The sequence below is a fragment of the Rhizobium sp. BR 317 genome, from assembly GCF_047445835.1.
Lineage (GTDB): Bacteria > Pseudomonadota > Alphaproteobacteria > Rhizobiales > Rhizobiaceae > Rhizobium > Rhizobium paranaense.
In genome coordinates this window covers 120639-146937 of record NZ_JARWLB010000001.1, presented here as the reverse complement: position 1 = coordinate 146937, position 26299 = coordinate 120639, and the positions used below count along the sequence as shown (strand labels likewise).

23 protein-coding genes are annotated in these 26299 nt (G+C 60.8%); 11 read left to right on the top strand and 12 right to left on the bottom strand.

The genetic code is table 11. From position 1 onward, the window contains the following. The first annotated feature begins 85 nt into the window (after positions 1–85). Genes QD357_RS00730 through glp form a run of 5 tightly spaced genes read left to right on the top strand, consistent with a single transcriptional unit; the run spans position 86 to position 5574 of the window. Positions 86–1978 (top strand): peptidylprolyl isomerase, encoded by a 1893-nt coding sequence (locus QD357_RS00730; RefSeq protein WP_107108042.1) that lies wholly within the window; start codon positions 86–88, stop codon positions 1976–1978. Positions 1979–2003: 25 nt separating this feature from the next. After that, positions 2004–3020, top strand: coding sequence for an anthranilate phosphoribosyltransferase (gene trpD, locus QD357_RS00725; RefSeq protein WP_107108043.1), 1017 nt, complete (start codon positions 2004–2006; stop codon positions 3018–3020). Between the two features lie 12 nt (positions 3021–3032). Then, complete coding sequence (trpC, locus tag QD357_RS00720; protein ID WP_107108044.1) at positions 3033–3848, top strand: indole-3-glycerol phosphate synthase TrpC; 816 nt, start codon at positions 3033–3035, stop codon at positions 3846–3848. Position 3849: 1 nt separating this feature from the next. Beyond that, a complete protein-coding gene (gene moaC, locus QD357_RS00715; protein WP_107108045.1) occupies positions 3850–4344 on the top strand; it encodes a cyclic pyranopterin monophosphate synthase MoaC in 495 nt (164 codons plus the stop codon). A gap of 3 nt (positions 4345–4347) precedes the next feature. After that, positions 4348–5574: a gephyrin-like molybdotransferase Glp gene (gene glp, locus QD357_RS00710; protein WP_107108046.1), complete on the top strand. Its 1227-nt coding sequence runs from the start codon at positions 4348–4350 to the stop codon at positions 5572–5574. A gap of 67 nt (positions 5575–5641) precedes the next feature. On the opposite strand, the gene gnd is transcribed toward glp, so the two are convergent. Further along, entirely contained in the window at positions 5642–6667 is a 1026-nt protein-coding gene (gnd, locus tag QD357_RS00705; protein ID WP_107108047.1) for a phosphogluconate dehydrogenase (NAD(+)-dependent, decarboxylating), read from the bottom strand. Positions 6668–7025: 358 nt separating this feature from the next. Between gnd and tehA the strand changes: the two genes are divergently transcribed. Next, a complete protein-coding gene (tehA, locus tag QD357_RS00700) occupies positions 7026–8027 on the top strand; it encodes a dicarboxylate transporter/tellurite-resistance protein TehA (RefSeq protein ID WP_107108048.1) in 1002 nt (333 codons plus the stop codon). A 35-nt stretch (positions 8028–8062) separates the two neighbouring features. Continuing rightward, positions 8063–8434: a VOC family protein gene (locus QD357_RS00695; protein ID WP_107108049.1), complete on the top strand. Its 372-nt coding sequence runs from the start codon at positions 8063–8065 to the stop codon at positions 8432–8434. Positions 8435–8489: 55 nt separating this feature from the next. Here QD357_RS00695 and QD357_RS00690 read toward each other — a convergent pair whose 3' ends face one another. Next, positions 8490–9623 carry a citrate synthase gene (locus tag QD357_RS00690; RefSeq protein ID WP_107108050.1) on the bottom strand — a complete coding sequence of 378 codons (1134 nt, stop codon included), beginning with the start codon at positions 9621–9623 and terminating at the stop codon, positions 8490–8492. 84 nt (positions 9624–9707) lie between these two features. Here QD357_RS00690 and QD357_RS00685 point away from each other — a divergent pair, with 84 nt between their 5' ends. Continuing rightward, positions 9708–10796, top strand: a complete 1089-nt coding sequence (locus QD357_RS00685) for a citrate synthase/methylcitrate synthase (RefSeq protein WP_107108051.1) — start codon at positions 9708–9710, stop codon at positions 10794–10796. 31 nt (positions 10797–10827) lie between these two features. Here the strand turns inward: QD357_RS00685 and QD357_RS00680 are convergent, their stop codons facing one another. Further along, a complete protein-coding gene (locus QD357_RS00680) occupies positions 10828–11703 on the bottom strand; it encodes a LysR family transcriptional regulator (RefSeq protein ID WP_181316045.1) in 876 nt (291 codons plus the stop codon). Positions 11704–12149: 446 nt separating this feature from the next. On the opposite strand from QD357_RS00680, the gene QD357_RS00675 reads away from it, so the two are divergent. Then, positions 12150–14048, top strand: a complete 1899-nt coding sequence (locus QD357_RS00675; protein WP_181316046.1) for a FlgO family outer membrane protein — start codon at positions 12150–12152, stop codon at positions 14046–14048. A gap of 19 nt (positions 14049–14067) precedes the next feature. On the opposite strand, the gene QD357_RS00670 is transcribed toward QD357_RS00675, so the two are convergent. The 9 genes from QD357_RS00670 to QD357_RS00630 form a co-directional block, all read right to left on the bottom strand. Beyond that, positions 14068–15927: a CHASE2 domain-containing protein gene (locus tag QD357_RS00670; protein ID WP_107108054.1), complete on the bottom strand. Its 1860-nt coding sequence runs from the start codon at positions 15925–15927 to the stop codon at positions 14068–14070. A 13-nt stretch (positions 15928–15940) separates the two neighbouring features. Next, a complete protein-coding gene (locus tag QD357_RS00665; protein WP_107108152.1) occupies positions 15941–16468 on the bottom strand; it encodes a FecR domain-containing protein in 528 nt (175 codons plus the stop codon). An 87-nt stretch (positions 16469–16555) separates the two neighbouring features. Next, entirely contained in the window at positions 16556–17605 is a 1050-nt protein-coding gene (locus tag QD357_RS00660; RefSeq protein ID WP_107108055.1) for a HoxN/HupN/NixA family nickel/cobalt transporter, read from the bottom strand. Between the two features lie 107 nt (positions 17606–17712). Beyond that, positions 17713–18063, bottom strand: coding sequence for a type II toxin-antitoxin system RelE/ParE family toxin (locus QD357_RS00655; protein WP_107108056.1), 351 nt, complete (start codon positions 18061–18063; stop codon positions 17713–17715). A gap of 1 nt (position 18064) precedes the next feature. Beyond that, positions 18065–18319 (bottom strand): type II toxin-antitoxin system ParD family antitoxin, encoded by a 255-nt coding sequence (locus QD357_RS00650; RefSeq protein WP_107108057.1) that lies wholly within the window; start codon positions 18317–18319, stop codon positions 18065–18067. Positions 18320–18437: 118 nt separating this feature from the next. Then, a complete protein-coding gene (locus tag QD357_RS00645) occupies positions 18438–20066 on the bottom strand; it encodes a CTP synthase (RefSeq protein ID WP_107108058.1) in 1629 nt (542 codons plus the stop codon). Positions 20067–20210: 144 nt separating this feature from the next. After that, entirely contained in the window at positions 20211–20768 is a 558-nt protein-coding gene (secG, locus tag QD357_RS00640; RefSeq protein ID WP_107108060.1) for a preprotein translocase subunit SecG, read from the bottom strand. A gap of 115 nt (positions 20769–20883) precedes the next feature. Next, complete coding sequence (tpiA, locus tag QD357_RS00635; protein WP_107108061.1) at positions 20884–21654, bottom strand: triose-phosphate isomerase; 771 nt, start codon at positions 21652–21654, stop codon at positions 20884–20886. A gap of 138 nt (positions 21655–21792) precedes the next feature. Further along, positions 21793–22689 carry an alpha/beta hydrolase gene (locus tag QD357_RS00630; protein WP_414123939.1) on the bottom strand — a complete coding sequence of 299 codons (897 nt, stop codon included), beginning with the start codon at positions 22687–22689 and terminating at the stop codon, positions 21793–21795. 200 nt (positions 22690–22889) lie between these two features. Between QD357_RS00630 and parE the strand changes: the two genes are divergently transcribed. Both parE and QD357_RS00620 read left to right on the top strand, forming a co-directional pair. Further along, positions 22890–24953 carry a DNA topoisomerase IV subunit B gene (gene parE, locus QD357_RS00625; RefSeq protein WP_107108063.1) on the top strand — a complete coding sequence of 688 codons (2064 nt, stop codon included), beginning with the start codon at positions 22890–22892 and terminating at the stop codon, positions 24951–24953. Positions 24954–25100: 147 nt separating this feature from the next. Next, on the top strand, positions 25101–26237 hold the full coding sequence (locus QD357_RS00620; RefSeq protein WP_107108064.1) for an esterase-like activity of phytase family protein: 1137 nt from the start codon (positions 25101–25103) through the stop codon (positions 26235–26237). The last annotated feature ends 62 nt before the right edge of the window (positions 26238–26299 follow it).

Sequence of the window (26299 nt, the reverse complement as noted above, 5' to 3'; positions counted from 1 at the left end):
TCAATTCCGGTTCGGATTGTTCTAAGGAACTCCGATTGCTTCGCCCGCGGGCGAAGACGGTATTCATGACGAGGTTTGCCTTCCGATGTTCGATGTGTTGAGAAAAATCGCCCAGACCTGGGTTGCCAAGGGCTTGATGCTTATTCTGGCGGCGGCCTTCGGCATATGGGGGGTCGAGCGTTCGCTCATCAGCGGAGGCGGCAGCAACACCGTCGTAACGGTCGGCGATCAGCAGATCGGTACCAATGAATTCCGCCTCGCCTATCGTCGCCAGATCCAGGCGATCAGCCAGCAATTGCGCATGCAGATCACGCCGGAGCAGGCGCGTGCATTTGGCATCGGACAGCAGACGGTCGCGCAGCTTGTTGCCGGCGCTTCGCTCGATCAGCTTGCCAGCGATATGAATCTCGGTCTGTCGCAGGATCGCCTCGCCCAGCTTATCGGCGACGATCCGGCATTCAAGGCGCCGAATGGCGCCTTTGACCGACAGAAATTCGAGAGCCTGCTGCGCAACAGCAGCATCAATCCCGACGACTACATCAAGGAGCGCAGCAAGGTTGCGATCCGCAGTCAGATCGTCGAGGCGGTCTCCAACGGCTTTACCGCGCCGAAGGTTCTGGTCGAGGCCGTCAAGCAATATCATGATGAAAACCGCAGCATCGATTATCTGCTTTTGACCAACGCCAATATCGACCCGATCAAGGCTCCGGCAGAGGATGTGCTGTCGAAATGGTTTGACGGCGTCAAGTCGAAGTACCGCGCGCCCGAATACCGCAAGTTCGCCTACGTAAAGCTGCAGGCCGATGATGTCGCCGATCCCGCAAGCGTGACCGACGATGCGGTTCGTGCCGAGTTCGAGAAGCGCAAGGACAGCTACACGACGCCGGCAACGCGCACTATCGAGCAGCTCACCTTCGCCAACAAGGACCTCGCCAACGCTGCAGCCGACGCGCTGAAGACGGGCTCGACATTTGATCAGTTGGTCACCGATCAGGGCAAAAAGCCCGCCGACGTGCTGCTCGGCACCTTCACCAAGGATCAGGTTCCGGATCAAACGATCGCCCAGGCCGCCTTTGCCGTTGCCAAGGAAGGCGGCACCACGCCCGTCGTCGATGGTTCGTTCGGCCCGGTGATCTTGCGCGTGACCAATGTCAAGGCGGAGACGGCGAAGAGCTTCGACGAAGTCAAGGAAGACATTCGCAAGCAGATTGCGCTCAACAATGCCGCCGATGAAATCACCAGCGCTCACGACAAGTTCGAAGACTTGCGCGGTTCGGGTGCGTCGCTGCAGGAAGCCGCACAGCAACTGAAGCTGAAGATGGTGACCGTCGATTCGATCGACGCCACCGGCCTCGACCAAGCCGGCAACGAGGTCAAGGACCTGCCGGCCAAGCAGCAATTGCTGGGTGAAGTCTTCAAGGCGGACCAGGGCGGCAATGCTGCACCTGTGGCCGTCGGCAACGATGGCTATGTCTGGTACGACGTGCTGAGCATCACGCCTGACCACGACCGCCCGCTTTCCGAGGTGCATGACAAAGCCGTTGCCGACTGGACTGCCGAGCAGCAGAAGATCGCGCTCGCCGCCAAGGCGGTCGAGCTGAAGCAGGAGGCGCAGAAGGGCAAGTCGCTTGCCGACATCGCCGCGCCGCTCGGTATTGCGGTCGAAAACAAGTCTAACATGACCCGCACCACGGACGATCCCGTTCTCGGTCGCGGTGGCGTCGCTGCCGCTTTCTCTGGCCCGGTCGACACGGCTGCCAATGCTGTCGGCGCCGACGACACGACGCAGATCCTCCTGAAGGTCACCGAGGTCAACGACAATCCGACGACGGATGCATTGGACAATGCCGATCAGCAGGCGACCCAGATTGCCAACGCCGCCGGCGACGACATTCTCGACCAGATCGTCAGCGACCTGCAGTCCAAGTACAGCGTCACGGTCAACCAGAGCCTCGCCGAACAGGCGATGTCTCACTAGGCCCGGTCGGGAGGATCGATAGCCGATGGCTGATTTGAAACCTTTCCTCGCCAAGGTCGCCAACCGCGAGGCGCTGACACGGGACGAGGCCCGTCAGGCATTCGATATCCTGATGTCGGGCGAAGCCACGCCCTCGCAGATTGGCGCTTTCCTGATGGCGCTGCGCGTGCGCGGCGAGACGGTCGACGAAATCGTCGGCGCGGTCACGACGATGCGCGCCAAGATGCTGCCGGTGGAAGCACCGGCGGATGCGATCGATATCGTCGGCACCGGCGGTGATGGCGTCGGCACCTACAATATCTCGACGCTCGCTTCCTTCATCGTGGCGGGCGCCGGTGTACCGGTCGCCAAGCACGGCAACCGCGCCCAAAGTTCCAAGGCCGGGACGGCCGATACGCAATCCGTGCTGGGCATTAAGCTCGACATTGGTCCCGAGGTGATTGCCCGTTGCATTCGCGAGGCCGGCATCGGCTTCATGTTCGCGCAACTGCATCATTCCTCGATGCGCCATGTCGGCCCTTCGCGCGTCGAGCTTGGCACGCGCACGATCTTCAATCTGCTGGGGCCGCTGTCGAATCCGGCCGGCGCGCGTCGGCAACTGCTTGGCGTCTTCGCGCCGCAATGGGTCGTGCCGCTCGCCGAGGTGCTGAGGGATCTGAATGCGGAAAGCGTCTGGGTCGTGCACGGCAACGGTCTGGACGAAATCACCACGACCGGTACGACCTCGGTGGCAGCACTTGAAAACGGCAAGATCCGGACCTTCGAGCTGACCCCTGCGGACTTTGGCCTGCCGCATGCCTCTCTCGAAGACCTCAAGGGTGGCGATGGTACCGTCAATGCGGCAGCGCTCCGCGACGTGCTCAGCGGTGCCAAGAACGCCTATCGCGATATTTCGCTCGCTAATGCCGCGGCGTCCCTAGTGATTGCGGGCAAGGCGGAAACGCTTCATGATGGCATGAAGCTCGCAGCTCAGTCGCTCGATAGCGGCGCGACCGCGGCTGCATTGGAAAAGCTGATCGCCGTCTCCAACGCCGAAGAATAGGATTAGGACATCATGACCGATATCCTCCAGAAGATCGAAGCCTACAAGCGCGAGGAGATCGCCGCCGCCAAGGCCAAGGTCTCGCTTGCCGACCTCAAGGCGATGCAGGCCGGCCAGTCCGCGCCGCGCGGCTTCCATAAGGCACTCGTCGCCAAAAGGGACGCCGGCGCTTTCGGTCTGATCGCCGAGATCAAGAAGGCGAGCCCGTCCAAAGGGCTGATTCGTCCCGATTTCGATCCGCCTGCCTTGGCCAAGGCCTACGAGATGGGCGGGGCAGCCTGTCTCTCCGTGCTGACGGACAGCCCAAGCTTCCAGGGCGCACCGGAATGCCTGACCGCCGCCCGCGCCGCCTGCTCCCTGCCGGCCTTGCGCAAGGATTTCATGTTCGAAACCTATCAGGTGCACGAGGCTCGTGCCTGGGGCGCCGACTGTATTCTCCTGATCATGGCCTCTCTTTCCGACAGCGACGCCGAGCGCCTCCAGGATGAGGCCTTCGGCCTTGGCATGGATGTGCTGGTTGAAGTGCATGACGCCGAGGAGATGGAGCGGGCATTGAAGCTGTCCTCGCCACTCGTCGGCATCAACAATCGCAATCTGCGTACCTTCGAGGTCAGCCTGACGGTCAGCGAAACCCTGTCCACCATGGTTCCCGAAGGCCGGCTGCTGGTCGGCGAAAGCGGTATTTTCACCCATGCCGACTGCAAGCGTCTCGAGACCGTAGGCATCACCACCTTCCTCGTCGGCGAGAGCCTGATGCGCAAGGACGACGTGGCGGCAGCAACACATGCGCTGCTCACAGGTGAAACCGGCGTTCTGGCGGCCGAGTGAAATGAGCGCAGACAAAGCCGTTCTTACCCATATCGGCGCCTCCGGCGAAGCTCATATGGTCGATGTCGGCGACAAGGCCGAAACGACCCGCATCGCGACCGCCGAAGGCCATGTGAAAATGAAGCCCGAGACGCTGTCGCTGATCCGTGAAGGCAATGCCAAGAAAGGTGATGTCATCGGCACGGCGAGGCTCGCCGGCATCATGGCCGCCAAGCAGACCGCCAATCTCATCCCGCTCTGCCATCCGCTGATGCTGACCAAGGTCACGGTCGACATCGCCGAAGATGCTACCCTGCCCGGCCTGCGCGTGACTGCCACCGCAAAGCTCACCGGCCGCACGGGCGTTGAGATGGAGGCGCTGACGGCGGTTTCCGTTGCCTGCCTGACGATCTACGATATGGCCAAGGCCGCTGATCGGACGATGGAAATCGGCGGTATCAGGCTATTGGAAAAGTCCGGCGGCAAATCCGGCGATTTCCGTCATCCGGAGGCCTGATACATGAGCCTTTTACCCGTCGCCGATGCCCAAGAGCGCCTGCTGAATAGCGCAACGCCGCTCCATCGCATCGAAAGCGTATCGCTCGACATGGCCGAAGGCCGGGTTCTGTCCAAGGACCTCATGGCACGCCTCACGCAGCCGCCTTTCGATGCCTCGGCCATGGATGGCTATGCGCTTCGTTTCGAGGATGCTGCTGAACCGGGAGCGGAGTTGACCGTGACTGGTGTTTCTGCCGCGGGCCATGCATTCGAGGGTACGCTTGGCAAGGGCGAAGCGGTGCGCATCTTCACCGGTGCACCGGTTCCGGCCGGAGCCGATACCGTGTTGCTGCAGGAAGACGCTGAACGGCTGGAGGACGATCGCATTCGCACGACCTATCCTCTGCGCAAGGGGCAGCACATCCGCCCGCGCGGCCAGGATTTTGTCGAAGGCGAAGCGGTGCTTCCGGCGGGCACGGTGATGGATTTCTCACGGCTGACGGTTGCCGCCGCCATGAATCACCCCGCACTCGATGTCTACCGCCGCCCGCTGGTGGCGATCCTCGCGACCGGCGATGAGCTGGTGACGCCCGGCAGTGAGCCCGGTCCCTCGCAGATCATTGCATCCAACACATTCGGCATTGCGGCTCTTGCCCGCAGCGCCGGCGCCCATGTGCTCGATCTCGGCATCGTCCCGGACGATCAGGCGGAAATCACCGCGGCGATCGGCCGGGCGCAGGTGGCGAAGGCCGATGTCATCGTCACGCTCGGGGGCGCCTCGGTTGGCGATCATGACCTAGTGCAGGCAACTATGCTCGCCGCCGGCATGCAGCTTGATTTCTGGCGTATCGCCATGCGTCCCGGTAAGCCGCTGATGGTCGGCAGTCTCGGCGAAACCCATATCCTCGGATTGCCCGGCAATCCGGTTTCCAGTCTCGTCTGCGGTTTGTTGTTCCTCGAGCCGCTGATCCGCAAGCTCGCCTCCTTGCCGCCGGTGAAGCGTGAAGCCATGGCGCGGACTGCGGTGAAGCTCGCCGCCAACGATCAGCGCCAGGATTATATTCGCGCAACGCTGACGAAATCAGCAGATGGCGGCTGGCTCGCCGAGCCTTTTTCCAAGCAGGATTCTTCGATGATGAAGGTCTTTTCCCGCTCGGATTGCCTCATCATCCGCCCGGCGCGCACGCCCGAGCTTGCTCCCGGGTCGCCCTGCCCGGTTCTGTTGCTGCGCCCGGATCTGATAAGCTAAGCCGGATATGAAAATGCCGGGCAGTTTGGGCCGCCCGGCATGAATTTTATCAAATCGAAAGAGCGAATTACTTCGCCGGCTTCTCGTGGTGGCCGCCGAAGCCTGCGCGCATGGCCGACAGCACCTTGTTGGCATAGTCGTCATTGCCGCGCGAGGCGAAACGGCCATAAAGCGCGGCGCTGAGAACCGGCGTCGGAACACCTTCATCGATTGCAGCCGAAATCGTCCAGCGACCTTCGCCCGAATCCGATACGCGGCCGGCATATTGCGACAGCGCGGCGTCGCCATGCAGCGCGTCGGCCGTGAGGTCAAGCAGCCAGGAGGTGATGACGCTGCCGCGGCGCCAGACTTCGCTGATCTCGGCGATGTCGAGGTTGTATTGATAATATTGCGGATGCGACAGCGGCGCGGTTTCGGCGTCGGCTTCGGTGGTCTGCAGGCCGACATTGGCATGGCGCAGCACGTTGAAGCCTTCGGCGTAAGCGGCCATCAGGCCGTATTCGATGCCGTTATGAACCATCTTGACAAAGTGGCCGGCGCCGGACGGGCCGCAATGCAGGTAGCCCTGCTCGGCAGTGCTGACGCTCGAGGCAGCTTCGGAGCGCATCTTCGACGGGGCGACGTCGCCGATGCCCGGTGCGAGCGTTGCGAAGATCGGCGACAGGTGCTGAACAGTCGCCTTTTCGCCGCCGATCATCAGGCAATAGCCGCGCTGCAGGCCGAAAACGCCGCCGCTGGTGCCGACGTCGACATAGTGAATGCCCTTCGGCTTCAGCTCTTCGGAACGGCGGATGTCGTCATGATAATAGGAGTTGCCGCCGTCGATGACGATATCGCCGTCTTCGAGCAGCGGAACGATCTTGGCCAGCTCCTTGTCGACGATCGCAGCCGGCAGCATCAGCCAGACGGCGCGCGGGCGGGAGAGCTTTGATACGAAATCTTCGAGCGACGTGCTGCCGGTGGCGCCGAGCTGCTCAAGCGCCGAAATGCTTTCCGGACGCGCATCGAAAACGACGGCGCTGTGGCCGCCATTCATCAGACGCTGCACCATGTTGCTGCCCATACGGCCAAGGCCAATCATTCCGATTTGCATGTGTAGTCTCCTAGGAGGGGTTTAATCGGTTTGAAAACTCCATAAAGACATTTCGCCATATTTGCCAATGAACAAATGACGAGCAAGCCATGCGGGCGCGCTGGATCGGGCTGAAAGCGCCGCGCTCACGCATCTGTGATATGCCATCGCTGCCCCTGCCTTCTTGTTAGCGCGATCGTGCCTCTCTGGCTTGAACAGAAACGGCTATTTCGACGAAATTATCAAAATTCGACACCCCATTTTCGTCAGACGCACAGGCGCAATTCGATGCGAAATGGGGTAAGTTCCCGATCGATCCGGTTTTCCTCACGCAGCTCGTCTACCAAGGCGTTTAACGTCCGTCGTCAAAGGAGACACCATGGCCACTCCCCTGAAACTGCCGCTCGTTCCGGCTGCATTCTTTGGCATAGTGCTTGGCCTCTCCGGTCTCGGCAATGCCTGGCGGGCCGCAACGCGTGTCTGGCAATTGCCGGCGGCAATTGGTGAGACGATCGTCTTCGTCTCGGTCGCTGTCTGGGCAATACTGATCGTGCTTTACGTGCTGAAATGGGCGGTGGCGCGTGAAGAGGCATTGAAGGAAGTGGTCCATCCTGTGCAATGCTGTTTCATTGGCCTCGTAGGGGTCGCCACCATGCTGGTGGCGGGTAGCTTGTTGCCCTATTCCCGCGTCGGTGCTGAAACCCTGTTCATCCTCGGCGCCATCTATACGCTTGCCTTTTCGGTCTGGCGAACCGGCGGTCTCTGGCAGGGCGAGCGTGACGTCGCCGCCACGACCGCCGTGCTTTATCTGCCAAGCGTGGCCGGAAGTTTCGTGACTGCCATCGTCGCATCAGCCCTCGGCTTTCCCGAATGGGGTCAGCTCTTCTTCGGCGCCGGATTTTTCGCATGGTTGGCGATCGAATCCGCGCTGCTGCATCGGCTTTTGACGGCGCCGGCATTGTCGCCGCCGCTGCGCCCGACACTCGGCATTCAGCTTGCGCCTCCGGCTGTCGGCGCGGTCGCCTATATCAGCGTCACGCAAGGGCCGCCCGACCTGCTGGTGCACGCCATGATCGGCTATGGCGTCCTGCAGGCTCTGATCATGCTGCGCCTCTTGCCGTGGATCAGCAAGGAGGCTTTCAGCCCTGCCTATTGGGCCTTCACCTTCGGCGCGACAGCACTTGCGACCGCACCCTTGCGCCTGATCGAGCGCGGTGATGCTGGTCCCGTCGCACAGCTTGCGCCGATCCTCTTTATCGCTGCCAATATCGCCGTGGGACTGATCGCGCTCGCGACGATCTGGCTGATCACCAATCGCAAACTGACCATCGGCTGGGCTGAGCTGTCGCGTCAAAATACCGGCGCCATTGGGCAGCGTTGACCCGATTGGAGCGTACCGGAGAGTCAGGAGTGGATATGCTGGATCATGTTACAATCGGAGTTCGCGATGTGGAACGGTCGAAGGCCTTCTACGACGCGGCCTTGCTTCCTCTTGGTATCGAACGTTTATATGGCGACGGCGTAATTTTTGCGGGATATGGGATCAGGCCGAGGGCCTTTTTCTGGATAGGACATCGGGACGCATCCCAAACTGGCGTGCACGTTGCCTTCACGGCTCAAAGCAGAGCCATCGTCGATCAGTTCTATGAAGCGGCATTGGCGGCAGGCGGGTTGGACAATGGAAGGCCAAGCATCCGATCTCACTATCATCCCGACTACTACGGCGCTTTTGTCTTTGATCCCGATGGACACAACATAGAGGCCGTTTGTCGCTTGCCGGTGACTTGAGCCTATCCGTGGAGTACCTGCCCGGATCGACTTTCCTGGCGCAGGCGCTCGCCGATCACTCCACCGGCGGACCGACGTAACGCGCGCGTGGCCGGATGAGGTGACCGCTTACGGATTGCTCCATGGCGTGTGCCAACCACCCGACGGTGCGGGAGAGCGCGAAGATGATCAGCGGTGCGTCCTGGGGCAGATGATAGGCCGATGCCATCGCCGTCAGCGCAAAATCAACGTTGACGCGTTCTCCAACCAGCTCTTCGGCCACGTTGCGAACCTCTGCGAACAAAGGCGGCAGCGTAAAGCAGGCAAGCAGTGCCTGAGCGCGTGCATCGCCATCGGGGTAGAGCCGGTGACCGATCGCCGTTAGCGGCCGCCCTTCTGCGAGATAGCTTCGGACCGCCTCTTCTGCGCCGATCGCAGCGGCCCGGTCCATCAGTGAACGCACACTTTGCCAGGCGCCGCCATGCAGCGGCCCTGTCAGTGTCGCCAGGCCCGAAAGTACCGCGGCCGACAGTGTCGCACCCGCGGACGCGGTGATCCGCGCCGTGAAAGTCGAAGCGTTGAGTTCGTGGTCGGCGAGAAGCACGAGAGAACAGCGGATGAGTTCGCCGGCATCTGACCGGTTCCACACTTCAGCAAGGCGCTGGTGCAGCGGCAAATGAGATGGGCCGGGTGCCAGAGCATCGGCGACCGTACCGAATACGCTTTCCGCTTCGGTTTGCAGCGCTGGCAACGATCGTCCAAGCGATGGCAGGTCCGTTGGGGCGCGTTCGGCCAAAGCAGCAAAGGCGGTCGTGAGCGTCGGTAGCCGGTTATGGGCGCCCTTCCCTCCCAAACGCAAAGGCCGCTTCATGTCCCATAGGAGCAGCGCGACTTCTTCCAGCGTCGCATGCTCAGCGAGCTTCGCCGCATCCTGCCCACGGTAAAACAGCCGGCCATGCGAGATCGTCGACAATGCTGAAGGCAATACGGGATCACCCCACTGAATGGCGTCGGCTGCCACGAGCTCGGTTTTTCGTCGCCCCGCGTGGCGTGCCGCCAGCCGCTTGACGTCATCGGCGAAATAAAGGCTTCGCCGCGTATCGGCCGGATCGGGTTTCGCACGGATGCGGCCGCGGCTGACATTGGCGTAAAGCGTCTGCGATTTGGTGCCCAGCAGGGTCAGAGCCTGCTCTGTCGTCAGCCAGCTCATGGTTCCTCATATTGATCAATTGCATCAAGATTGACGTCAATGAAAATAGGACTGATCTAAGCGGATAGTCAAAGGAGAATAGTGATGAAAAGTGGTCTCGAAGATATCATTGCTGCCGAAACCAAGCTGTCCGACGTCGATGGCGCCGCCGGCCGGCTGATCATCCGCGGTGTGTCGCTGGACGATCTGGTCGCGACCAGCCGCTTTGAGGATGTCGCTGCGCTGCTGCTGGACGGCTTGTTCGAGCAACATGCCGATGCCGTAAGCATCCGAACGCAACTAGGCGCCGCGCGTGCAGAACTGTTCGCACATGTCAAAGCGGCAGACACGGTATTGCTTTCTCTGCCGCCGGTGGAAGCCATGCGCGCGCTACTGGCTCGTATCGGAGACGGCGATGATTTTGCCACCGCCATCCGTTTGATGGCTGCGCCGGCGGTATTCCTGCCTGCCGTGCTGCGTCTTCAGAATGGTGAAAAGCCGATCAAGCCAGATGCCTCCCTATCTCAATCCGCTGATATTCTGCGCATGCTCACTGGCAAACGTCCCACACCGCAGCAGACTGCCGGCCTCGACGCCTATCTGGTGACGATCTCGGATCATGGGTTGAATGCTTCCACCTTCGCCTCTCGCGTCATCGCCTCGACCCATGCCGGCCTGACCTCGTCGGTGTTGGCTGCGATCAGCGCTCTCAAGGGACCGCTGCATGGCGGCGCGCCCGGCCCGGTACTCGATATGCTGGATGCGGTCGGCGAGCCGGAGAATGCGCGTGCGTGGCTGTCGCAGGCGCTTGACCATGGAGAGCGGCTGATGGGCTTCGGCCACCGCATCTACCGCGTCCGTGATCCCCGTGCCGATGCTCTGAAGACGGCGCTGCGGCCAATCTTTGCGAGCGGTCAGGCCGATGCCGGCCGCATCGCGCTCGCCGAGGCGATCGAAGCCGCGGCTCTGGCGCTGTTGAAGGAGCGCAAGCCCGACCGCCCGCTGGAAACCAATGTCGAATATTATACCGCCCTGCTGCTCGATGCCCTCGGCTTCCCGCGCAATGCCTTCACCGGCGTCTTTGCGATCGGCCGCACAGTAGGCTGGATTGCCCATGCGCGTGAACAGATGCTCGATGGTCGCCTGATCCGCCCGCAGTCACGTTACGTCGGGCCTTTGCCAAAAGCGGCCTGATACAGAAGCGGCCAACCGGCCGAATCGCTCCTCAAGCGGCTGCCACCTGTCGCGGCCGCATCAGTCCCTCGCGGATATGGCGGGCAAGTTCCGTTGCGGGCGGCGTCGCTTCGCTTTTGGACAAATAAAGGCTGACGGAAAAGATAGGCAGATCCGGCAGGCCGTCGCCCGCGCCGAGAATATCGAGATCGGCAGGGACAGTAGAGGCAAGCCAGGCGGTGATCGCAAGGTCGGTGCGCACTGTCGCCGTCGTCGCCTCGATATTGCCGTTCTCAAACACGGTGCGCCAGCGCCGCCCGTCGTCCCGCAGCGCCGCGAAAACCGATGGCCGGAAAGCGCAGGTATCGGCCACCATCGAAATCGGCAGCGGATCCTTTCGGTAAGCGGCACCCGCTTTCGCGCCGACCCAGACCAGCCGGTCGATGCTGAGGCATTCGCCTTTGGAGGTGCCGAGCGGCTCCTCGATGACACCGAGATCGATTGCACCGTTATTGAGTGCCTGCATCAGCTCCGGCGATGAGCCGCAGACCAGCGAAATCTCGACTTGCGGATGACGTTCGGCATAGGATCTGAGCACGGGCGCCAAAACCGTCCCGACGAGATCATGGGGGACGCCGAGCCGCACGCTGCCTTCGACGGTGGTTTCCGTCATATCGGCCCAGATATCGTCGTTGAGGATCAGCAGCCGGCGGGCGTTGCCAAGCAGTCGTTCGCCCGCATCCGTCAGCCGCAATCTGCGATTTTCCCGTTCGAAGAGGGCACAGCCTAGCATGTCCTCCAGCCGCTTGATCTGCTGACTTACGGCGCTCTGCGTCATGTGCAGCATATTGGCGGCAACCGTCATGCTGCCGTGATCGGCAACTGCGGCAAAAGTTCTGATGAGGGCGATATCGAAGTTTCTAGCCATATCCGCATTATAAACGCTAATACATCGGCCATTCAATATTCGTTTTTCTGATGGCAGCTATTCGCCTATCTCTTCACTGCAAAATGAAGATCGGCCCTTCATGGCTATCGAAGCCTGTCGCAGTGGTCCGCGCTCAGTCTTTTCCTGCCTGCCTGCTTGTGATTTTCATCATTCACTTGTGGCGCGGATAAAACGAAAAATGACGCATATGCCGCCAAATATGTGGGTTTTTGCGTAGTTTGAGTTAGCGAAAATGGTGGAATTATAGCCCTTACCACAAAGGGACTAGCCACAAAGACCGCTCGCTTCTTGGCCTGATTCGGTGCTATCTGCGCCCCCTAAATGTTTTCCAACTGCCATGGTGCAATATGGAACGCTACGCACGACATTGTGACAATATCGGCGTAAACTGCAGCCTTAGACCACAGGATGAATTCGGGGGGCACTTGGAGCGCCGACTGACTGCCATTCTGGCTGTCGACATCGTGGGCTACAGCCGCTTGATGGGAATGGACGAGGCCGGCACGCTGGCAGCGGTCAGGAAGCATCGCGCCGAAGTTCTGGACCCAAGGATCGCCGAACATAAGGGGCGCATCGTCAAGCACACCGGCGACGGCATGCTGGTCGAATTTTCGAGCGTCGTGAATGCGGTGGCCTGCGCTGCCGAAATCCAGCGCGATATGCTGACGCGGAACGAAAGCGCGCAGCAGGACCGCCGCATCGAGCTGCGTATCGGCATCAATCTCGGTGACGTCATCGTCGAGGATGGCGACATTTTTGGTGAAGGCGTCAATCTGGCGGCTCGTCTCGAAGCCATTGCCGAGCCGGGCGGCATCGCCGTCTCCGGCTCGGTGCGCGATCATGTCGGTTCGCGTCTCGGCGTTTCCTTCGAGGATCGCGGCGAGCATTCCCTGAAGAACATTGCCCACAGCGTCCGCGTCTATACCGTTTCTCTCAGTGCACCGACGACCTCAACGGTCGTCGCCTTGCCGGCCCGGGATGGCCGCAAGCGGCTGGTGGCGGTCCTGCCCTTCGTCAACATGAGCGACGACCAGGAACAGGAATATTTTTCCGACGGAATTACCGAGGATCTGATCACCGATCTCTCGCAGATTTCGGGCCTCAACGTCGTCGCCCGCAACACCGTCTTCACCTACAAGGGCAAGTCGGTGAAGGTGAAGCAGATCGCGCAGGAACTCGGCGCGGACTTTGTTTTGCAGGGCAGCGTCCGTAAGGCGGCTCAGCGCGTCCGCATCACCGGTCAGCTTATCGACGCCCGCAACGGCGCGCATCTCTGGGCCGGTCGTTTCGATCGCGATCTGACCGATATTTTCACGATCCAGGACGAGATTACCCATGCGATCGTCGATCAACTGAAGATCAAGCTGCAGCCGGAGGAGAAGAAGGCGATCGAGAGCGAGCCGACCGCCAATATCGAAGCCTATACCTACTATCTCCGGGGCCGGCAGTTTTCGCATGCCTGGACCCGGTCTTACCTGCTTCTGGCGCGGCGCATGTTCCTGAAGGCCGTCGAGCTGGACCCGGATTACGCCCGCGCCTATGCCGGCATCGCGGATTGCGACTCGGCGTTGCGGGACTGGAGCCCGCGCGAATATCCGCTGGAAAGCATCATGGCGATGAGCGCCAAGGCACTGGAACTCGATCCGGATTTGGCTGAGGCCTACGCTTCGCATGGCCTGGCCTTGCATCAGAGCGGCCTGAACGAGGAGGCGACGGCGGCCTTCGCACGGGCGATGGCGCTGCAGCCGAACCTGTACGAGGCGAATTTCCATTATGGCCGCTTCCTGTTCATGCATGGCCGGTTCGAGGAAGCCGTGCGCTATTTCGAGCGCGCGGCGACCATCCGTACCGACGACTACCTGTCCCCCGTGCATCTCATCAGCGCCTTTCGCTCGCTCGGAAAGACGAAAGAGCTGGAATACTGGGCAAGGATAGGCATCGAGCGTGCGGAACGGGCGCTGGACCTCAACCCGGAAAACTCAGGCCCCGCCCACCGCGGCGCCATCGCCCTTGCCCACCTTGGCGAGGCCGGGCGCGCCAGGGAATGGGCGGTGCGTGCCCTCACGATTGATCCGGACGACATCTGCGCTCAATACAATGTTGCCTGCGCCTATGCCGTGCTCGGTGATCGCGATGCGGCGCTGGACCTGCTAGAGAGATTGCTGCCCATGAGTTCTGCCTATCAGGTGCTCTGGTTCAGCAATGATTCCGATCTGGATTCGCTGCGTGACTCGCCGCGATTCCAGAAAATGTTCGAGAGGTTCAACGTTGGGCATGCCTCGGCAGAGGAAAGAGTATCCAGCGAAGACGAAGCTCTGTGTTAGAGCGCCGCACTTTTCGGGATCATGTTCGGCTGCGCCATAGCCAGACGGTCAGGGAGCCGGCACGGCCGCGCAGGCTTGCGTCGATCGGACCATCGAGCTTGCCTTCCGTATAGGGCGCGCTATCGCGTCCGGCCGACTGCAGCAGATCGTTGCTGAATGCGATCTCGACATGGTTGCGGGCAGCTACCTCCATCAGGCGGCTGGCGACATTGACGGTGTCGCCGGTCGCCGTGATCTGCTGGCGGCCGTGAGCGCCGAGCCTGGAAGCAACGATCGTGCCGAAATGTGCGCCGATCTTGAAGCCGATGCGAGATGTCATGGCCTCCGGCAGCGTTCCAAACCAGCCTCTCATTCTGTCAGCCAGGCGAATGCAGCAGCTTGCCGCATTGGCAGGATCGTCCCCCTTCGGCTGCGGCAAGCCGAACAAGATCATGGCGCCATCGCCCATGAAGCTGGTGATGGCACCGCCGCAGGCCGTCACTTCCTCGTCAACGAGATCGTAGAAACCGTTCAGCAGTTCGCGCACCGCCGTTGGGCCGATCGCCTCGCTGAGACCCGTGAAGCCGTTGAGATCGATGAAGACCACGGCCGCCTCCTGGCGCACCGGCTCCGCCAGGAAGCCGGGATCGCGGGCAAGATGTTCGGCAAGGCCAGGCGCTTGAATACGCTGCAGAAGCTCGCTCTGCTGCGCGAAATGCCGGGCCTGTTTGCGGCCGAGCCAGAGCTGCGCAGCGCCGAACAGCAGCGCCGGCGGCATCGCGGCTGCGATCGGCACGGCGGCACTCAGCCAGATGCCGTGTTTGAAGGCGCTGATGTTGACCGCCAGCCAGGCAAGGACGACGCAGAGCGCCATGATCAGGCCGATGGTGTTGCGCCGCCAGGCCAGCAGTCCGACAAGAACGACGGGCAGGCCTATGGCGAAGCCGAGATCAATGAGGCGCGCATTGTGGTCACGGACCAATCCGTCCCCGGCGATCAGATGCGTGATCGATGTGGAAATGACCTCGACGCCCGGCAGGACCGGATCGAAGGGCGTCGGGAAGACGTCGCCGCCGCCGGTGACGGTCGCGCCGATGACGACGATGTGGTCCCTAATCGCATCCTCCGGCAATTGCCCGGTCAGGGCCGCGCTGGCGCCGATGGTGCGGATCGTACCACGAGGACCGTAGAAGGAGAGCGGCATCAGATAGCCGGTGTCGGTATGCACCTGACGGTCGCCGAGCTTGATGCGATCGGAAATGACGGTCGCAGGCTCCCCGGTCGCGGCGGAAACGACGCGCAACGAGAAGGACGGTTCGATCCGCTCGCCGCTGCGAAACAGCATGGGCACGAAACGCGGCGTCCCGGTCTTGTCGGTCTGGACGTTGACGACGCCATAGGTCGCCGCCTGCGCAAACCGCGGCTGCGGCTCCAGGAATTGCAGGGCGCTGGGCACGCGCGCAAGCGGCTCCTTGCTTTCGTCGGCAACGCGCTGGCGACTTTCGGGAAAGATACCAGCGACGGCGAGCACGGCGTTGGTCTGTCTCAGTGATTGCGCCAGCGCTGCATCGTCAGCCTCCGCGCCGGGATCGACCAAAAGCATGTCGAGCCCGATCGCTTTCGGCTTCAGCACGGCGATGGCATCGATGACTTTCGCAAGCGTGGCACGGGGCAGCGGGTAGTGGCCGGCTTGCCGCGACGCCTCATCATCGATGGCGACGATCGTAACGACATCGGGCGGCTGCCGGCTGCCACCGAGCACATTCCTGAGATTGGTCAGCGTCGCCTCGGCACCATCGATAAAAGGAATGTCGCCCCGCAGATGGGCGATGCCGAGACCCGCACCCCAGACGGCGGTCAAGACGAGCGCAATCAACGTCTGCAGCGGTGGTCTGCGCATGGGAATCAGGATCTCACTGGCCGAGGCGGCCCATCAGCGCGTTTATGCGTGGTTGCCCCCAACTCGTAACATGCAAGGGGCCGCGGCTGTGATCGACATCGACCCCCTGCCCGCGCCCTAGCGTAACGCCTTGTCCGGTTGAAACCTTATTCACGGCGACGCGGCCGCGCAGCACCAGCACGGATGTCTTGCCACGCGCCGCGTCGACTGCCCATCGTGTGCCGCGCACCGCAGCGATCGCCTGCGGCGTCACCACTTCGAACCCGCCCTTGATGCGGCTGCTGTCGACATCGACCAGCGCCGCCTTGCTGTTGAGCACGATAGCATCCACCTGGCCGTCGCGATTGCGGTCGGCAAACCGGTAGCTCGCCCCGCGCTCGATGGTGATGCTGAGGCCCGGCTCGCAATTCAGCGTCTGGCGTTCAGCACTGACCGCCGGTCGCAGCGAACAACTGGCGGTTTGTGCGGTGGCCGAACCGGTCCCGATCACGCACAGAACGACGACTCCGGCTGCGCCGAGAAAACGGTTTGTCTGGGTCATGATTGTGCCCCCCATGAAATATACGTGTGGCGGCTGGCCCCTAAATTCCAGCCGCAGCAATATAAATCCGTAGGAAGTGATGATGCGTCAGGAGCGGTTAATCTGCAAGTTGTCGTAGCCCTTGGCTTTGTAGAGGATGGTCGAAATCAGCCAGCTCAACAGGAAGATGCCGACGACAGCGAAGCCGAAGTTGGCGAGATTGTCGTTGAGGTCGCTGATGAAGCTCCAGACGCCGCCTTCGAGGCCGAGCTTGTCGGAGATCAACCCCAGCGCCTCTATGCTGCCGATGAAGACGGCAACGACAACCGAAGCCGCGGTGATTGTCAGATTGTACCAGAGCTTGCGCATCGGCTTGACGAAAGCCCAGCCATAGGCGCCGGTCATCAATATGCTGTCGCTCGTGTCCATCAGCGACATGCCGGCGGTGAAGAGTGCCGGGAAGACGAGAATCGTCCAGAAGGACATGCCCTGTGCCGCCTGCGCTGCGGAAATGCCGAGCAGGCCGATCTCGGTCGCCGTATCGAAGCCGAGACCGAAGAGAAAGCCGATGGGATACATGTGCCAGGACCGCCTCACCACCTTGAACATCGGGCGGAACACGCGCGCCAGCAAACCGCCGCCGGTCAGCAACGCATCGAGGTCTTCCTCAACAATCCTCTCACCCCTTCGTGCGCGATCGAAGGCCGACCACACGCCCTTCAACACGAACAGGTTGGCGATGCCGATGAGAAGCAGGAACGCGGCCGAGACTGCCGTGCCGATAACGCTACCGATATCATGGAAGGAATCGAGCTTGCTCTGCATCGCAGCCGCCGTCGCGGCAATGACAACAGACGCAAGCACCACAATCGTCGAATGCCCCAACGAGAAGAAAAAGCCGACGGCATAGGGCTGTTTTCCCTCCTGCATCAGCTTGCGCACCACATTGTCGATCGCCGCAATGTGGTCTGCGTCAAAGGCGTGTCTCAAGCCGAACATATAGGCGAGAAATGCGGTACCCAACAGCGACGGCCTATCGGCAAAGGCGGCCCATGCCCAAGCCCAGCTAGCGACATTGAACGCAACCAGAACAATATAGGTGACGGCAATTTTGGTTTTCGACCGTTCCATCCGATCGTCAAATGGATTGAGCATCATACGTTTGTTCCCACTATGCTGACCGGCAAAGTGCCACGGAAATGGGGACCACGCGACAGTCAAATGACGTAGCGGCGGGGCTTTTTGCAGTGCGGAAAACCAGCGGGCTAGCGAGGCCTGGCGATAATGCTGGTCAGATCTTCCTTCAGCCTGACCGGCAAATCCATTCTTTCGTGCAGGATGCTCATCACGCCGATCTTGCCGCTCGGCAGCTCTCGGAAAAATATGTAATGCCGCTCGTACCGGCTTAAAAATATCGATGTCTCGGAATCGGCAGGCGCGACCAAATTTTTTGGTAGCCTGCGCCAAAGAGCTTTTGCTTTGGAAAGCTGCTCCAAGTGGGCATGAAGCCCTAGGATATATTTATTTGCTTGAGGCTCGCCCCATCGCTCAGCGGTATCGATCCAGATGCGGTTTTGAGCTGCATCCGCCCGAGAATAGAACAAATATCCGTTCATGCTAACGCGATTGGTTGCGGCGGATTACGTCTTCGGCGGAGACAGCGACAAATTCGCTTTCATCGGCCCGCAGGGCGGGCTCCAGCTCGTCCCGCAGCCATTCCCAGGCTTCGGCGCGTGTTTCCAGATCGCGGCGAATAAGTGCCCGAATATATTCGCTGGCATTTTCATAGAGACCGTTCTCGCCGATTTGCCGTTGAATGTGGGCCTGCAACTGGCCGCTTACCCGCACGTGAATGCTATTTTCCGATGCCATATCGCACTCCGTCGGTCTCTAACTGAAGGGAGCGTGTAGCACATAATGCCAATAATTGACACAAAATTTGGGAAAGGGGGCCGATCCGCAAAAGACATGGATCGGCCTTCCATCATTATCAAACCAGTCGGCTTTGCTCCGTCGCCGCCTCGATGAAGCTCGAAAACAGCGGGTGCGGTTCGAGCGGTCGGGACTTCAGTTCCGGGTGATACTGAACGCCGATGAACCAGGGGTGATCGGGGTATTCGATCGTTTCCGGCAGCACGCCGTCCGGCGACATGCCGGAGAAGACGAGACCGCAATCTTCCAGCCGCTCCTTGTAGTCGATGTTGACTTCGTAGCGGTGGCGATGGCGCTCGGAAATGTCGGTCGAGCCGTAGATTTCGGAAATCTTCGTGCCCTTCTTCAGTGCCGCCTTATAGGCACCGAGACGCATCGTGCCGCCGAGATCGCCGGATGCCGTGCGCTTCTGCAGTTCGTTGCCCTTCAGCCACTCCGTCATCAAGCCGACGACCGGTTCCTGGGTCGGACCGAATTCGGTGGAGGACGCATGATCGACGCCGGCTAGATTGCGGGCCGCCTCGATGACAGCCATCTGCATGCCGAAGCAGATGCCGAAATACGGCACCTTGCGCTCGCGGGCGAAGCGGGCCGCATGGATCTTGCCCTCGGAGCCACGTTCGCCAAAGCCGCCGGGCACGAGAATGCCGTGGACCTTTTCGAGATACGGCGCCGGATCTTCCTTTTCGAAGACTTCCGACTCGATCCATTCAAGCTTGACCTTGACGCGATTGGCGATGCCGCCGTGATGCAGCGCTTCGATCAGCGACTTATAGGCATCCTTGAGGCCGGTATATTTGCCGACGATGGCGATCGTTACCTCGCCTTCCGGCGTGCGGATGCGGTTGCAGACCTCTTCCCACTGTTCGAGCCGCGGCTTCGGCGCCGGCTCGATGCCGAAAGCGGCCAGCACTTCGTTGTCGAGGCCTTCCTTATGGTAGGCCATCGGCACATCGTAGATGTTGGCGACGTCGAGCGCCTGGATGACGGCCGAAGGACGGACGTTGCAGAACAGCGAAAGCTTGCGACGCTCGGCCTCGGGGATTTCCCGGTCGGCGCGCACCAGCAGGATATCGGGATGAATGCCGAGCGCCTGCAGTTCCTTCACGGAATGCTGCGTCGGCTTGGTCTTCAGCTCGCCGGCAGCCGGGATGTAAGGCATCAGCGTCAGGTGAACATAGATCGCCGTGCCGCGCGGCAGGTCGTTGCCGAGCTGGCGGATCGCTTCCATGAAGGGCATGGCTTCGATGTCGCCGACTGTGCCACCGATCTCGCAGATGACGAAATCATAGTCGTCATTGCCTTCGGTCACGAAATCCTTGATCTCGTTGGTGACATGCGGAATGACCTGAACGGTGGCGCCGAGATAGTCGCCGCGACGTTCCTTGTCGATGATGTTCTTGTAGATGCGACCGGTGGTGATGTTGTCGGTCTTGGTGGCCGAACGACCGGTAAAGCGTTCGTAGTGGCCGAGATCGAGGTCGGTCTCCGCACCGTCGTCGGTCACGAAGACCTCGCCGTGCTGGGTCGGGCTCATCGTGCCCGGGTCCACGTTCAGATAAGGGTCGAGTTTGCGCAGGCGGACCCGATAACCACGGGCCTGCAACAACGCTCCGAGAGCCGCGGCCGCAATTCCTTTTCCGAGGGAAGAAACCACGCCGCCAGTGATGAATACATATCGCGCCATGGGAGTCACCGGATACCTTTTAACAAATGATTCCGCCAGCCCTAAAATTCGTTTCCGGAATTTTGGACACAGAACGCGGAATGTTGACAAAACAAAACCGGCAGATCCGAAGATCTGCCGGAGGATGATAGTCGATGACCGGGCTTACTGGCCGGTCGGAACGCCGTTGCCACTCTGGGCTGGCGTTGTGGTCGTCGCGGGCGCCGTCTGCTGACCGGTGGTCGGAGCAGGCTGCGTCGTGGTCGTGGTTGCGGGCTGGGTCGCCGTAGCGGCCGGGGCCTGCTCAGTTGTCGTCGCAGCCGGTTGAGTCGTCGTCTGAGACTGCGGAGCAACCGCGCCGCTGTTCGGAACGCCGTTATTGTTGGCCGGCTGGGATTGGCCGGCTGCCGGTGCTGCGCCCTTCTGGCCGCCGAGCGAATCGAGAATGCCGTTACCCTGGCCCGCGGTGCTCGGAATACGGTTGAGAATGTCGGTCGGACGTCCCTCGAACCGCGAGTAAATATTCATCCCCAGCGCCAGTACAAAGAACAGTGCCGCGAGGATCGCCGTGGTGCGGGTCAGCGCATTGGCCGTGCCGCGCGCGGACATGAAGCCCGATCCGCCGCCAATGCCCAGGCCACCGCCCTCCGAGCGCTGAATCAGCACCACGCCGATGAGGGCGATGACAACCATGAGATAGATGACAAGCAGTACGGTTTGCATAGGTCCAGTCCTGCCCACGGGCGCGGGCATCAAAAAGAAAAGCTCGCGGCTCTTTACATGAGGCTCTCGCCTATTCCAAGTCCTTTTAAGACTGGAATTCCGGCAAGTGAAACCTTCAGGCGAACTGCCGTTCGAATGCGCCATAGATGGCGAGGAAGTCGACGGCTTTCAAGCTTTGCCCGCCGACCAGCACACCGTTGACATTGGCGACCGCCAGCAGATCTGCCGCATTCGCGCCACTGACCGAGCCGCCGTAGAGGAGACGGAATTTCTCGCCGTCGCCGCCGAAGCGCGCTACCAGCTCCTTGCGGATGAAAGCATGCGCTTCCTCGACATCGGCGGAAGTGGGAACCTTGCCCGTGCCGATCGCCCAGACGGGTTCATAGGCGATGACGGTCGTTTCCGAGACTGCGCCGTCGGGTGTCGAAGCGGCAAGCTGGCGCTTGAGCACATCCAGCGTCTGGCCTTGATCGCGCTCGTCGGCAGTCTCGCCGATGCAGATGATGGTGGTAAGTTCAGCCGCAAGTCCTGCTTCCGCCTTGGCGCGCACCAGCGCGTCGCCTTCGGCGTGATTCCTGCGACGCTCGGAATGGCCGACGATCACATGGGTGCCGAAGCAATCGGCGATCATCGCAGCGGAGATGTCACCGGTATGCGCGCCGCTGACCAGTTGATGGCAGTCCTGCGCACCGATCGCCAGCGGACTGTCGTCGCAGAGTGCCGTTGCGACATAAAGCAAGGTTGCCGGCGGGCAGATGAGCGTGTCGATCTTCTCGGATAACGGCGCCTTCACACCCTCGGCGATTGCCTTGATCTGGTCCAGGCTGGCCCGGGTGCCATTCATCTTCCAGTTTCCCGCCAGGAGCGGTCGAATTTTATCTGTCATTCCGCGTTTCCTCTCACCTCTCTGCCGCACTAACAAAACTGGGACGGAAAGAAAAGTTATTGAAAGCAGTCGGAACGAATTCAAACCATTTAAAAAGATCACTCTTTTGAAAATAAGCCGAAATTTTTCCGAAAAGAATTATGACGGCTGTGGATCGATGATCCAATTCAGCACCTTTCGCCAATCGGTCATCCGCACCGGCGTGCCATGGTTGCCGGTGGCAAACAGCGTGAATCGCGTCGGGTAATGCGTCTTGTAGAGTTTTTCAAACAGGGCTTCCTGGTCAGTGGCGGCGTAGACCGGGTCCTTGCTGCCATGGGTGAACCAGATCGGCAATTTCGCCTTGTAGAAGGCGCTCTTGACGAAATCCTGATCGGTGACCCCGCTCAAAATCGCCATCCCCTTCAGGCGCTGGACGCTTTCGGCGTCGCGCGTGATGCCCCAGCAGATGAAGCTGCCCATCGAAGCGCAGGTGAGGATGACGGGCCGGCCGCCGGATTGCTCGTAGGAATAGCGGATCAGGGCCGCGATGTCGGCGACGCCGTCGCTATCGAAGCTCTTCACGCTCGGCGCGTAGTACGTGCCGCCATTGTTGTAGGCGAGGTTCTTCAGCCGGTTGAAATTACCGCCGAACGTAAAGTCGTTGGACCCCAGCCTGCGGTCGCCGCCACGGCCGTGGATGAAGATCACCGTGAAGGCCTGCTTGGATGCCGGGCCGATGCGGGTGACATCGAGCTTGCGGTTGCCGAGCGGCAAGGTCTCGTCTTGCTGCTCTTTCCAGCGCACGCCGGTTGCGACGTAAGCCGGCTTGACACGCCGTTCCGGCACCTCGTCGCGGCCGTTGATGTCGCGCATTTCCTGATAGTCGATCGTCTGAAAAGCACCGTTGTCATGGCTTTCGAGGACCGTCTGATTGGAAAACAGGTCATCCTTGAAGGGCTTCAGCGCTTCCGCAGCGGCACCCGACGCGGTTGCCAACGGCAAAAACGCCGCAATTGCGGCTAAAATCGACAAATGAGCTGTGGACATTCGCATGCGGACACTTCCCTCGATAGGCCCACGGGCTTGCCATTCGCCGCCCGGCAACGCAAATCTTTTTTCCGAATTTGCCCCGTTATCGGGGTGCCATCGCGCTCGGGCATCGTTTCTGGCAGAATCACGGTGATTCGCGAAACTGACGGCAATTGCGGTGATTTTGGGGTATGACCCCTTCAAGGACAAATCTGAACAGCCCCATGGATAACAGCAACGATCTCTTCTCCGCACTGCCCCTTTCGCCGAAACCGGAAGCGGAGGACAAGCCGGTCGTCAAGGCTGAAAAGCCTGTGGCCGTCCCTGCCCCACGCGCAGCACCGACAACCTCGAATGCTGATGAATATGGGGCGAATTCGATCCGCGTTCTCGAAGGACTGGAGCCGGTGCGCATGCGCCCCGGCATGTATATCGGTGGCACCGACGAGAAGGCGTTGCATCATCTCTTCGCCGAAGTCATCGACAATTCCATGGACGAGGCCGTCGCCGGTCATGCCGATTTCATCGAAGTGCATCTCGACCAGCGGGGCTATCTGACCGTCACCGATAACGGCCGCGGCATTCCGGTCGAAAATCATCCGCAGGTACCGGGTAAGTCGACGCTCGAAGTCATCATGACCAAGCTGCATGCTGGCGGTAAGTTCGACGGCAAGGCCTATGAAACCTCGGGCGGCCTGCATGGCGTCGGCGTCTCGGTCGTCAATGCCCTGTCCGATGATCTCGAAGTCGAGGTGGCGCGCAATCGCAAGCTCTATCGCCAGCGCTTTTCGCGCGGCCTGCCGCAAGGCGGCCTGGAAGAGCTCGGCGATGTCCATAACCGTCGCGGTACCCGCGTCCGTTTCCATCCCGATCCGCAGATCTTCGGCGAGCATGCCAAATTCGATCCTGCTCGTGTCTTCCGCATGGCACGCTCCAAGGCCTATCTCTTCGGCGGCGTCGAAATCCGCTGGAGCTGCGATCCGGAATTGGTGCACGGAGCCTCCGATGTTCCGGAAAAAGCGGTTTTCCATTTCCCCGGCGGCCTGAAGGATTACCTCAAGGCGACGATGGGCAACGAGTTCACCGTCACTCGCGAGATTTTCGCCGGCAAGTCGGAGAAGGCAAGCGGCCATGGTTCGCTGGAATGGGCGATCACCTGGTATGGCGGGGACCCGCAGATCCACTCCTATTGCAATACCATCCCCACCCCCGAAGGCGGCACGCACGAGGCCGGCCTGCGCATCGCGCTGACCAAGGGGCTGAAAAACTATGCCGAGATGACGCAGAACAAGCGCGCCGCCGGCATCACCACCGACGACGTGATGATCTCCGGCGTCGGCATGCTTTCCATCTTCATCCGCGAACCGGAATTCGTCGGCCAGACCAAGGACAGGCTCGCAACCGTCGAGGCGCAGCGTATCGTTGAAAATGCGTTGCGCGACCCCTTCGATCACTACCTGACCGACAATCCGGCCGAGGCCGAGAAGCTGCTTGAATGGGTGATCGAGCGTTCCGAAGAGCGCCTGCGCCGCCGTAAGGAGAAGGAAGTCAACCGCAAGACGGCGGTGCGCAAGCTGCGCCTGCCGGGCAAGCTCGCCGATTGTTCGCAGAACACCGCCGAAGGCGCCGAACTCTTCCTCGTCGAAGGTGATTCGGCAGGTGGCTCCGCCAAGCAGGCGCGCAATCGTACCAACCAAGCGATCCTGCCCCTGCGTGGTAAGATTCTCAACGTCGCCAGCGCCGGTCGCGAAAAGCTATCCGCCAACCAGCAGATCACCGATCTCGTCCAGGCGCTCGGCTGTGGCACGCGTTCGAAATATCGCGAAGAAGACCTGCGCTATCAGCGCGTCGTCGTCATGACCGATGCCGACGTCGATGGCGCCCATATCGCCTCGCTGCTGATCACGTTCTTCTATCAAGAAATGCCTGAGCTGATCCGTGGCGGCCACCTTTTCCTGGCGGTGCCGCCGCTCTACAAGATCACGCAGGGGTCGAAATCCATCTATGCCCGCGATGACGCCCATCGGCTGGAGCTGATGGAGAGCGAGTTCAAGGGCAAAGGCAAGATCGAGATCAGCCGTTTCAAAGGTCTTGGCGAAATGCTTCCCGCCCAGCTCAAGGAAACGACGATGGATCCGGCGAAGCGCACCCTGTTGCGCGTCGAGATCGACGAGGTGGATTTCGAGGGCACCCGTGAGGCCGTCGACAATCTCATGGGCACCAAGGCAGATGCCCGTTTCCGCTTTATCCAGGAACGCGCAGCGTTTGCGGAGAATTTGGATATTTAGCAGCCGCGTCCCCGCCGCGGCAAAAACGACCTCGCGATATTTTTATCGAACTGACCGATATCCGTAACGAAAGCGTCACGGGCGGATGCATAGATGCGGCATCTCTGCGAACCCGCCAACTCGTAAACCGGATGTGACGATATCGCCATGTTGAAGCCCTTTTTGACGACTGCCGCTGCTGCCTTTCTTCTCGGTTCCGCTGGTGCCCGCGCTGCCGATATCGGCACGGTCATCGACGTTCCTTGCCCCTTCGGCGACTGCAAGGCGGGTATCAGCCTCTCCTATCTCGGCGAATACGATATTCCGACGGGCTTCATGGAAAGCGGCGTCGAAGTCGGTGGTCTCTCCGGCATCGATTTCGATCCTTCGACCGGCCACTATATCTCCATCAGCGATGACCGCTCCGAAAAGGCGCCTGCCCGCTTCTACGATCTTGACATCGATGTCAGTGCCGTTGGCCTGAAGGGCGTGACCGTTCTCGATCATGTGACACTGAAGGACAAGAACGGCCAACCTTTCGCTTTTCGCACGGTTGATTCCGAGTCGATCCGCGTCGGCAAGGACGGCATCTATTGGAGCAGCGAAGGCGACGGCAAGGCACTGCTGCCGCCTTTCGTGCGGGTTGCCAATCGCGATGGCAGCTTCGTGCGCGAACTGCCGCTGCCGGCAGGTTTCGCACCGACCGCGGACAAGAGCACCGGCATCCGCGACAACCTTGCTTTCGAGGGTCTGAGCTTCCTCGCCGGTAGCGATCTTCTGGTCGGCATGGAATCCGCGCTCTATCAAGACGGACCGATGACGACGCTGACCAATGGCGCGCTTGCCCGTTTCATCCGCTACGATGCGGTCACGGGCGAACAGAAGGCGCAGTATGTCTATCCGGTCGCGCCGATCCCGCAGGCCGCCTCCAAACCCGGCGGCTGGAATGATTTCGGCATGTCGGAAATCGTGGCGCTGGACGACCGGCATGCGCTGTCGATCGAGCGCGGCTATGCGCAGGATGTCGGCAATTCCGTCGTCATCAACATGTTCGATCTCGAAGGCGCGACCGATGTCTCGAACATCCCATCTTTGGCCAAGACCGACCAGCGCATCGTGCCTGTGCGCAAGGTCCAGGTGATGGACCTGCGGGCGCTCGGCCTTGCCCCTGACAACATCGAAGGTGTCAGCCTCGGCAAGGCGAAAGACGGTACGGATGTGCTGATCTTCGTTGCCGACAACAATTTCAATCCGACGCAGAAGACGCAATTCTTTGCCTTCAAGGTCATCCGTCGGCCGCAATAGTCGGCCGTCTACTCTCGCATCGGTAGTCGTTCGGCTGTCACGGCAACGGATTATATAGGCTT